The sequence below is a fragment of the Kitasatospora sp. NPDC059648 genome (genome assembly GCF_042734825.1).
Taxonomy (GTDB): domain Bacteria; phylum Actinomycetota; class Actinomycetes; order Streptomycetales; family Streptomycetaceae; genus Kitasatospora.
Genome location: NZ_JBHWDU010000166.1, coordinates 1 through 6,255, shown reverse-complemented (window position 1 = coordinate 6,255; position 6,255 = coordinate 1). Strand labels below are relative to the sequence as shown.

Here is a 6,255-nt window from a genome sequence, read left to right as displayed (position 1 = left end):
CTTTGGTGGGGGGGGGGGGGGGCCGCGCCCGGGGGGGGGGGGGGGGGCGGGGGGGTTGCCCCCCGGGGCGCCCACCGGTGGGGTGTCAGTCCTGGTGGGGGGTCAGGTGGGGGAAGAGGCGGCGGACGTGTCCGGCGGCCCAGGTCTGGGCCGCTTCGTCGGCGTCCTCGCTGGGTTCGGCCGCCCAGAAGTGCCAGCCGTCGGCGCATCCGGCGCTCTCGTCGGCGAGGGTCTGCATGACGTCGGCGATGGTGAGGGTGGCGGGCAGTTTGGTGCCGTTGTCGAGCGGCACCGCGTGGGCGTTGGCCAGTCGGATGGCGATGGAACGGGCGTCCATGACGGCGGTGGTGGTGACCGCGAGGGTGACGATGTCGTCGGCCGCACGGCGGTAGCGGTAGGTCGCGGGGGGCGGGGTGTGGTGCTTGAACCGGTCGGCGGCCTGGGCGGCGAGGTTGCGGCGGGCGTTGGCTCCGGAGCCGACCAGGGCGAGGCAGGCGGTGATGGCGCCGAGCAGGACGGGCATTTCGGCGGTGAACTCGGCTGCGGTGCGGTAGGCGCCGAGATCGGGGGACTCGTAGAGGGGGACCTGGTCGCCCCAGCCGTCCATGTGGCAGGTCGGGAAGTAGTGGGCGCGCAGTCCGGCGTACTCGCTGAGGGGGCCGTCCAGGTCGCTGTTGATGTCGGAGAGGCAGATCTCGCCGGGGCCGTCGGGGACGGGGATGACCAGGTAGCCGCAGCTGGCGCTGCCGTGTTCCTCGTAGCGGATGCCGATCTGGTCGAGAGAGGCCTTCACGGCGTCGGCGAGCTGGTCATCGGGGGTCCAGGTGGGCGTGGTGGTCATGGTGTGTGCTCCTTGTTGGTGGTCTCGGCCGGCTGGCCGGGCGGCCGCGCGGGTTGCCCTCCGCGCGGCTGCGGGTGTGGGTGGTCAGTTGTGGCGTGCGGCGCGCTTGCGGGCGCGGAGGGTGCTGGCGGTCTGCCAGATGGTGTGGGCGTCGGGGAACTGGTGGCTGCCGGTGATGATGCGGCGGAGGGTGGTCTGCGAGAGGTCGGCGAGGGTGCCGGTGATCTCGGTGATTTCCTTGCTGAACGTGATGGAGACGGTGGCTTCGTCGCCCTGACGGGCGGGGCCCTTGGGGTAGAACCACACGAGGTGAGCGCTGTCTCCGAAGGGGCCGAGGATGACGGCGCGGGCGGGGCCGAGGTTCTGACCGGCGCGGTAGTGGGGGCAGGTGACGAGTGTTCCGGCGGTGAGGGTCTGGGTGGCGGTGGCGGTCATGGGGCAGGGCCTTCCAGGTGCGGGTGTGGGCTTGATTGGGGGCCGGTCCCGGGCGGGGTGCCCGGGACCGGCGGGGCGGGTCAGGACTGGTGGGTGTTCAAGCGGCGGAGGATCCGGCGGTGGAGAGGCACCCGGGGACGGGCGGCGCGGCGTCGGCGGCGGGGGACGTCGTTGGCGGCGAGGAAGGCGGCGGCGGCGCGGAGGTCTCCCCCGAAGGCGCGGCGGAGGCGTTCGACGTCGTCCGGCGCGGTCTCCTCGACGTACCAGCAGCACGGCCCCTCGTAGTCGCTCTGGTCGTACGGGGAGAGCTCGTCGACGATCCACCCGTGGGCGAGGGCCTTGATGCTCTCGACCGCGATATCCCATGCCTCGGCGTCGGGGCCGACTTCTTCGGCGAGCTCGGGGTTCTGGTCGGCGAAGATTCGGGCGAGGGCCTCGGTGTCGTCGGTGGGGGCGAGCTGGCCGCCGACCAGGGCGCGGGCGTAGAGCTCGGCGGCCGCGTTGACCGGCCATTCCCAGGTGTCCTTGTGGTTGCGGATGATCTCGGGGATCGGGGTGGGGGCGGGGTGCCCGGGGGTGGCGTGGTGCTGGGTGAGCCAGGCGCGGACGTGGCGGACCGTGCGGCGGTGGCGGCCGGGCATGCGGACGCGGGGGGCGGGCCACTGCCCCTCTTCGGGGATCTGGCCGTAGGCGTCGAACAGCTGCCACAAAACGGTGTCAGCGTCCTGTTCGAGGTAGAGGGTGTGGGGGTCGCCGTTAATGGTGATGTCGACCTGGGCCGCGTGGCAGCACATGCCGGTGGGGTCGGTGGTCGTGGCGGGGATGCGGGCGCGGGTGAGTGCGGCGGCGAGGGCCTGGGCGGCTTGGGCCTGGGCGGCCCAGGTGGCGGCCCAGGTGGCGGCGGTGGTCATGTGGTGCTCCTCGATGCTGGTGGTGTCCGGCCGGGGCCGGTGCCGTGCGGGTTGCCCTCCGCGCGGCGGGGTTGGGGTGGTGCGGTAGGTGGGGTGGGGCGGCCGGGGGCGGCGTCAGCCCCGGGGCTGGGCGGCTCGATGCCGTCCGGGCCCGGCCTGGCGCGCGGGTGCGCTGGGGCTGGCCACGGCGCGGATGCCCGTGGCCGGCGGCTCGATGCCGCCGGACGCGGTCGGCCGCTCGCGGGACCGGGTGGGTTCCCCGGGCGGTGGTCGCGCCCGGGGAACCGCCGGGGTCAGCTGGTGTACTTCCAGCGGCAGTTGGTGAGTTCGGTCTGCCGGGTGCGGCCCTGGTAGAGGCGGTGGGCCTTGACCGTGCCGGAGAGGGTGATGGTGCGGCCGATGGCGGGCGGTTGGGCGCTGTTGCAGGTCCAGGTGAGGGTGTCGAGCGTGGCGGGGTCGCGAAGCAGGATCGTGGTGCGGGGCTGGACGGACCAGCCGAATTGGCGGGGCTTCTCGGCGAAGTGGCGGACCACGCGCAGGGTGAGGCCGGTCAGGCGGTCGCCTTTGGTGCCGAGGTGGCGGGAGCGGTGGGCGGCCTCGCGGGTCTCGGCGGCGGCCCGGTCGCGTGCCATGGCGGCGGGGACGGTGGCCAGTAGGGGCAGCGCGGCCCACGGGGCGACGGGCCTGCGGGCGGTGGCGGCGAGGCGGCGGCGGAACGTGTCGGTGCTGGTGGCGCCGTCAAGGCACCATTGCAGGGCGGCGGTGGCGAGGTCGGCGGCGTCGTGGACGCTGTCGATTTCGGCGCGCAGGTCGGGGCGGTCGTAGTCGCGCAGGTACTCCTCCGCCTCCATGGCGGTGGGCGGCTCGGGCTCCCACTGGCGGGAAAGGGGCTGGAAGTAGCCGCGCACGCGGTAGAGCGCGCTGACGACGCGCAGGGCCTCGATGACGTCCAGTTGGTCCGTGGTGGTGGCGGTGGTGAGCATGGCGGTTCCTCGGTGTGAGTGCTGGTGGTGTGGGGTGGGGCCCGGCGGGGGCGGGTTGCCCTCCGCGTCCCGCCGGGCTGCGGGGTAGTCGGTCAGTTGGCCGGGCCGGTCTCCTCGGGGCTACAGGGCGGCGCGGTCGCGCAGGAACAGCGCGTAGTGGGTGGCGGCGGTGGAGTCGCTGGTGGCGGGCACGCGGCGCACGTCCAACGCGCCGATCCGGCGGCCCCGGTAGAGCACGGGGAACGCCTGCCCGACGGGCGGGATGACCAGGGCGTAAAGGCCGTCGGCGGAGTCGACGCGGACCACGGCGGACTCGGCGGCCGGGTCCAGCGCGGCGGCGATGCGGCTGCCCCGGATGCCGAGGTCGGGCAGGTGCCGAGCAATGGCGCGGGCCTGGAGGAGTTCGGCGATCTCGCGGGTGGTGGTGGCGGCGGCGACGGTCAGGCAGCAGCCGATGTCGTCGGCGTCGGCGGCCTTCGGGGTGCGGGTGGTGCTGGTGCTCACGGGTTGGGGTTCCTCGGTGCTGGTGGTGTGGGTGGTGGCCCGGCGGGGGCGGGTTGCCCTCCGCGTCCCGCCGGGCTGCGGGGTGGCGACCGGTCAGGCGATGCGGCGGTCGGCGGCGATGTCGGAGGCGCGGGCGGCCGCGCGGCGGATGAGCGTGGGCTCGGTGTCGGTGTGGGCGGCCGCGTCGTCCTGGTAGCGGGTGTGCTCGGCGTAGGCGCGCACGTGCTCGGGGGTGCCGAACGGGCGGGCGGGGCCGCCGGGGGTACGGGTGGCGGTCCAGCCGTCGGGCCCGGCGGACATGGCGCTGATCTGGCCGTTCATCAGAAGGTCGGCGAGGTCGAGACCGGCGGCGGCCGGGCTGCAGAGGCGGTAGGCCTTGGCGTTCAACTGGGGCTCCTACTGGTGGTGTTGGTCCGCCGGGCCGGGTGGCCCGGGGTGTCGGCGGGGGTTGCCCTCCCCGACCTGACACGTCAATTAAACCATGCTTTCCGGTGCGGAGTCCAATTGATCTTGTGGCGTGTCGCTGTGGATTTCCGCTGGTGGTACGGGATTTGGGGCCCGGGGGCGGGTGGGTGCCCGCCCCCGGGGGCGGTCAGGCCTTGTAGGGCTTGTCCTGGAGTACGGCCTGCTCGATGGCGACGGGCGGGTAGCCGAGCAACGAGAGGAGGGTGAGGTGGGCGCGGGCCTTGGTGCGGCGGCCGTTGTCGGCGCCGTCTTCGGTCCTCCATGCCTCCTTGGTGGAGTCCATTTCGCCGCAGGCGATGATGGGGGCGAGGGCGAGGGCGAGCATGCGGGCGGCGCTTGCTCGGGTCATGAGCTTGGCGAGGTCGGCGTCCGTGACGGAGGTCTGCCCCTTGGCGGGCTTGACGCCGAGCAACGCGATCAGCGTGGGGCGGGTGCGGTGGTCGCCGAATCGGCCGCCGATGCTGGGGCAGCCTCCGGCCAGTAGCGCGGTGGTGAGGGCCTGCTGCATGGCGGTCTGCTCGGCGCGGGTGTACTTGCGGCCCTTGGCGAGGAACGCGGTGAGCCAGGCTCGGCGGGTCTCGGTGGCGGCCTCCCAGTCGAGATTGCCGGACTTGATGGCCTTCTGCTCGGCGGGGGTGCGGCGGGGCTTGCCCTCGTTGGGGTGGATGCGCCGGTGTCCGTACAGCTCCGGGTTCGCGCACATCTGGGTGTAGCTGTCGGAGCCTCGACGGCGGACCCAGATGGCGCCACGGCAGTTGTCGGCGTGCCAGGTGGAGGTGAAGCCCTTGCCCTTGCCGTCGCGCAGGTAGTGGAGGGTGGCGGCCTTCTCGCTCAGCTCGTCCTCTTCACGGATGCGGGCTCCGGCGGCCTCAAGTTCGGCGAGCTGGGCGGCGAGTTTGCGGGCGGCGTCCTGGCGGCCCTTGGCCCGCTTGATGATCCACGTGATGTCGTTGCCGCTCTGGCCTTCGGCGGCGGCCTTGGCAACGGCCTCGGTGGCCTCGTGCTCGTACTCCTCGTCCAGCTCGTCCAGCTCTTTCATCTGGTCCAGGGTCAGGGTGACTCCGGGGACGGCCTTGCGGAGGGCCTTGACGGGGGCAGCCTGGGATGCCTCGGCGAGGGCCTTGACCTCCTTCTGGGAGCGGCCGGAGGCGGCGGCGACTGCGGCGGTGTCGGCGCCGAGTTCTGCGAGGGTGAACAGGCCGTCCATCTGCTCGGTCTCGGTGAGGGCCCGGCGCTGGACGGCAGTGCGGAGCATGGTCAACACCTGCTCGGCGGCGTCCTGCTCGGTCATCTCGTAGGGGACGTGGGTGCGCCCGGCGCGGACGGCTCCGGCGAGGCGGCGGTGGCCGTCGACCACCACGGGGCCGTCCTCGCCGGGGGTGAGAATGAGCCGGATCTCGACGCCCCTCGCGCGGATGCTGTCGACGAAGTCTTCGTCCACGTGCAGGTTCCGTCGCAGGTTGCGGGCGTGGGCGGTGAGCGCGGTGACGCGGATCTGCGGGACGGGGGAGTAGGGGACGGCCTGGAGTCCGGCGGCGTGGGCGGCGGCGAGGCGCTTCAGGCCGTCCTGGACGTGGGGGGTGCCGTCGGAGCGGAGGGTGATGTGAAGGGGATCGGTGATGCCGTACTGGGCGATGCTCGCGGTGAGCTCGGCGTCGGGCTCACCGGTGGGGGTGTTGCCGGGGTGGGCCAGCAGGTCGGCGACGGGGAGGGTGGGCCAGACCTCCGCCGGGGCCACGGCGGTCTCCTCGGGGGACTCCGGGTTCACGGCCTCCTGCGCGGTGGTGTCGGCGGGCGCCGCCGTCGCGGTGTCGGTGGCCTTCGCGCGGCGGGCGCGGGGCTTGCGGGCGGCCGTTGCGGTGGCGGTGTTCGCCATGGGTTGTGCTCCTTGGTGGCGCTGGTGGTGTGTCCCTGGCCGGATGGCCCGGGGTGTCCGGCGGGGGTTGCCCTCCCCGACCTGACACATCAATTAAACCATGGATTACGGGGTGGAGTCCAATTGATCTTGTGGCGTGTCGTGACGGATTCCCGCTGGTGGGAGGGGAGTTGGGGCGCGGGACGGCGCGGGGCCCCTGTCCGGCCGGGGGCCCCTCGGGCCACCGGCAGGACAGGGGCC

General features: G+C 73.5%; 7 protein-coding genes. All 7 read right to left on the bottom strand.

Annotated features, from left to right (window positions below; translation table 11 throughout):
* Window positions 1-85: 85 nt before the first annotated feature.
* Window positions 86-841 (bottom strand): hypothetical protein, encoded by a 756-nt coding sequence (locus tag ACFV1W_RS39600; RefSeq protein WP_380422319.1) that lies wholly within the window; start codon window positions 839-841, stop codon window positions 86-88.
* Window positions 842-925: 84 nt separating this feature from the next.
* Window positions 926-1,276, bottom strand: a complete 351-nt coding sequence (locus tag ACFV1W_RS39595) for a DUF6409 family protein (RefSeq protein WP_380422317.1) — start codon at window positions 1,274-1,276, stop codon at window positions 926-928.
* Window positions 1,277-1,356: 80 nt separating this feature from the next.
* The gene (locus ACFV1W_RS39590) at window positions 1,357-2,187 is read right to left on the bottom strand and encodes a hypothetical protein (protein ID WP_380422315.1); all 831 of its coding nucleotides are present in this window, start codon (window positions 2,185-2,187) and stop codon (window positions 1,357-1,359) included.
* 293 nt (window positions 2,188-2,480) lie between these two features.
* Window positions 2,481-3,170 carry a hypothetical protein gene (locus tag ACFV1W_RS39585; RefSeq protein ID WP_380422314.1) on the bottom strand — a complete coding sequence of 230 codons (690 nt, stop codon included), beginning with the start codon at window positions 3,168-3,170 and terminating at the stop codon, window positions 2,481-2,483.
* 120 nt (window positions 3,171-3,290) lie between these two features.
* Window positions 3,291-3,674, bottom strand: coding sequence for a hypothetical protein (locus tag ACFV1W_RS39580; protein WP_380422313.1), 384 nt, complete (start codon window positions 3,672-3,674; stop codon window positions 3,291-3,293).
* A 93-nt stretch (window positions 3,675-3,767) separates the two neighbouring features.
* A complete protein-coding gene (locus ACFV1W_RS39575) occupies window positions 3,768-4,061 on the bottom strand; it encodes a hypothetical protein (RefSeq protein ID WP_380422311.1) in 294 nt (97 codons plus the stop codon).
* Between the two features lie 205 nt (window positions 4,062-4,266).
* Entirely contained in the window at window positions 4,267-6,015 is a 1,749-nt protein-coding gene (locus tag ACFV1W_RS39570; protein WP_380422310.1) for a hypothetical protein, read from the bottom strand.
* Between the last annotated feature and the right edge of the window lie 240 nt (window positions 6,016-6,255).

What these genes read in the sequence shown, in the direction of transcription:
- ACFV1W_RS39600 (WP_380422319.1), bottom strand. Translation starts at nt 841, where the DNA reads ATGACCACCACGCCCACCTGGACCCCCGATGACCAGCTCGCCGACGCC.
- ACFV1W_RS39570 (WP_380422310.1), bottom strand. Translation starts at nt 6,015, where the DNA reads ATGGCGAACACCGCCACCGCAACGGCCGCCCGCAAGCCCCGCGCCCGC.
- ACFV1W_RS39590 (WP_380422315.1), bottom strand. Translation starts at nt 2,187, where the DNA reads ATGACCACCGCCGCCACCTGGGCCGCCACCTGGGCCGCCCAGGCCCAA.
- ACFV1W_RS39585 (WP_380422314.1), bottom strand. Translation starts at nt 3,170, where the DNA reads ATGCTCACCACCGCCACCACCACGGACCAACTGGACGTCATCGAGGCC.
- ACFV1W_RS39595 (WP_380422317.1), bottom strand. Translation starts at nt 1,276, where the DNA reads ATGACCGCCACCGCCACCCAGACCCTCACCGCCGGAACACTCGTCACC.